General features: G+C 63.1%; 3 protein-coding genes. All 3 read left to right on the top strand.

Going from position 1 to position 2741, the window contains the following annotated elements; all coding sequences use genetic code 11:
• The first annotated feature begins 278 nt into the window (after window positions 1-278).
• Entirely contained in the window at window positions 279-1343 is a 1065-nt protein-coding gene (locus EOA28_RS31745; protein ID WP_128315654.1) for a glycosyltransferase family 2 protein, read from the top strand.
• A gap of 473 nt (window positions 1344-1816) precedes the next feature.
• Complete coding sequence (gene ruvC / locus EOA28_RS31740; RefSeq protein WP_071031435.1) at window positions 1817-2326, top strand: crossover junction endodeoxyribonuclease RuvC; 510 nt, start codon at window positions 1817-1819, stop codon at window positions 2324-2326.
• Between the two features lie 10 nt (window positions 2327-2336).
• On the top strand, window positions 2337-2741 hold a 405-nt coding region (ruvA, locus tag EOA28_RS31735), incomplete at its 3' end, for a Holliday junction branch migration protein RuvA (RefSeq protein ID WP_128315653.1).

The following is a 2741-nucleotide window of genomic DNA, read 5'->3' as shown; positions in this document are numbered from 1 at the left end:
CCGCGTTTGCAACAAACGCTGAGATAGCGCCGGCGGCTTCCCCCTTCGAGCCGTGATCGGCGCAAATCAAGCGCCTCTGGCCTCCAGCCACTTTTCGATATTGCGGCAGCAGCCTTCGGCGCATTGAAGGCCGTGCCGACCTTCGCGAGAAAGATCACCCTTGCCTGGAAGCGATAGGCCTCTAGTTGGAGCCGTTCGCCGCAGCCGGGTCGACCCGAGCCGGATTTGCAAGAAAATCACCGTCACTGTGACCAAAGCAGATTGCGAGGCTTGATCCCGTGCATTCGCCATTGGACCGCATTCCGGTATCGATCATCATCCCCAACTACAATTACGAACAGTTTCTCGGGCGCGCCATCGACAGCGCGTTGGAGCAGGACCACCGAAATGTCGAGGTCGTGGTCGTCGACGACGCTTCGACCGATGCGTCGGTGGCCGTCATCGAATCCTATGGCGACAAGATCCGCCCGTGCCTGAGGCGCAGGAATGGCGGGCATGGCGCAGCATTCAACACCGGATTCGAGGCGAGCACCGGGGAGATCATCCTTTTCCTGGACGCCGACGATTATCTCTATCCGAACGCCGTCTCCGAGGTCCTGGACGAGTGGGATGCGGATGTCGCCCAGGCGCAATTCCGGCTGCATCTCGTTGATGAGGACCAGCAGATCAAGGATGTCTTTCCCCCTCCCGAACAGCCGTTCGATTCAGGCGACGTCGTGTCGGAATTGTTGCGCAAGGGGCGCTACCGTACGACGGTGACAAGCGGGCTGGCGTTCGACCGCGAGGCGCTGGAACTGATAATGCCCATGCCTGAAAGCGATTTCCGGCAAGGCGCCGATGGCTATCTGGCGACACTGGCGCCGCTTCACGGAGAAGTGAAATCCATCGACACCTGCCTTGGCGCCTACCGCATCCACGGCTCCAACCATTCGGTCTTCGACGAGAAGCTTGCCGAGCGGGCGCGCTGGCGCATGCAGCATGACTTCCGGCGCCTCGAAGCCCTGTCCGACCGGGCGGCCGAGATCGGCTTGACCATGCCGCCGGCTGCCGGTCTTCACGATCCGGTTCACCTGGAAGAGCGGCTGGCTTCGCTCTGCGTCGACGAGCCCCAGCATCCGGTTGAAACCGACTCCCGGCTGGGCCTGGCAAGAGCGGGCGCCGCGGCCAGCCTGGAAATGAACGCATCCTGGCGGCGGCGGGCTGCCCTGGCGGCCTGGTTCCTCAGCATCGGAATCCTGCCGCGGCGCATGGGCAATGCGGTGCTGGCATGGAAGCTGGTCGCGTCGTCCCGGCCGGCGGTCCTGACGCGGCTGTCGAAAACTATCCGTCGCATGACGAACTAGGTTCGCGACACAGGGATTTTGAAAGGTTGCTGTTTGTCTTGGCGCAGGATTTTCCATTCATTTGCGTGAAATCAGCGCAAACGCTGGAGATTGGTTGAAGCCGCCCCAACCTCGTCATTCTATGGCGGAGCAAGGAGCGAAGCGACGCGGCGCAGACCATAGAATCGATGCCGTGACTTGAACGCGGCGCCACGGTGCAGAATTCTGCTCCGTTGCACGCCTTGGCGAAGGTAAAGGCATGGATTCCAGGGTCTTCGCGACGGAGCTTCGCTCCTGCTCCGCCCTGGAATGACGATCGCAAAGGGCGTTTCGGCCAATCTCCAACGCATTCCGCCTGCCAACGCCAACAGAGCCGACCGGCCAAATCCCCTTACGGCCTGCGACACCGGTCAGGCGGGATCTTGGGATCGCGACTGTTTCCGGTTTGTTCACATTTCGCTGGCATCGCTTGCCGCCGAGGTTAAACTTGGCGCATGGGGGAAGCGATTCGCATCATCGGCATCGATCCGGGCCTGAGGCGCACCGGTTGGGGTATTGTCGACAGCGTGGGCAATTCGCTGCGCTTCGTCGCGTCCGGCACCGTGCGCTCGGATGACAAGGCGCCGCTCGCGACGCGGCTCTGCCAATTGCATGACGGGCTGGCCGAGGTGCTGCATCAGGCCATGCCGCATGAGGCCGCGGTCGAACAGACCTTCGTCAACAAGGATGCGACGGCGACGCTGAAGCTCGGCCAGGCGCGCGGCATCGCCATGCTGGTGCCGGCGCGCGCCGGGCTGGTGGTCGCCGAATACGCGCCCAATGCGGTCAAGAAGGCGGTGATCGGCGTCGGCCATGGCGAGAAGAAGCAGATCCATATGATGGTCAAGGTGCTGATGCCGAAGGCGGTCTTCGACACCGACGACGCCGCCGACGCCCTTGCCATCGCCATCTGCCATGCGCATCACCGCCCGAGTGTCGCCTATCGGATGGCGGTTGCGGGGTGAGGGGAAAATCATGATCGGCAAGCTGAAAGGCACGCTGGACGAGATCGACGAAGATAGCTGCGTCATCGACGTGCATGGCGTCGGCTATGTCGCCCATTGCTCGGCGCGCACGCTGGCATCACTGCCATCACCCGGGGAGGCGGTGGTGCTTTTCATCGAGACCTATGTGCGCGAGGACATGATCCGGCTCTACGGCTTCCAGACGGGGCTGGAGCGCGAGTGGTTCCGGCTTTTGATGAACAATGTGCAGGGCGTCGGCGCCAAGGTGGCGTTGGCGGTGCTGTCGACGCTGGCGCCGGCCGACCTAGCCAACGCCATCGCGCTGCGCGACATCGCCATGGTTTCCCGCGCGCCCGGCGTGGGCAAGAAGGTGGCCGAGCGCATCGTCACCGAATTGCGCACCAAGGCGCCGGCC

It is taken from the genome of Mesorhizobium sp. M2A.F.Ca.ET.067.02.1.1 (genome assembly GCF_004023285.1).
In the GTDB taxonomy this organism is placed as follows: domain Bacteria; phylum Pseudomonadota; class Alphaproteobacteria; order Rhizobiales; family Rhizobiaceae; genus Mesorhizobium.
This window is presented reverse-complemented; position numbering and strand designations above follow the sequence as displayed.

Coding starts and splice junctions, on each gene's coding strand:
- ruvC (WP_071031435.1), top strand. CDS start 1,817: ATGGGGGAAGCGATTCGCATCATCGGCATCGATCCGGGCCTGAGGCGC.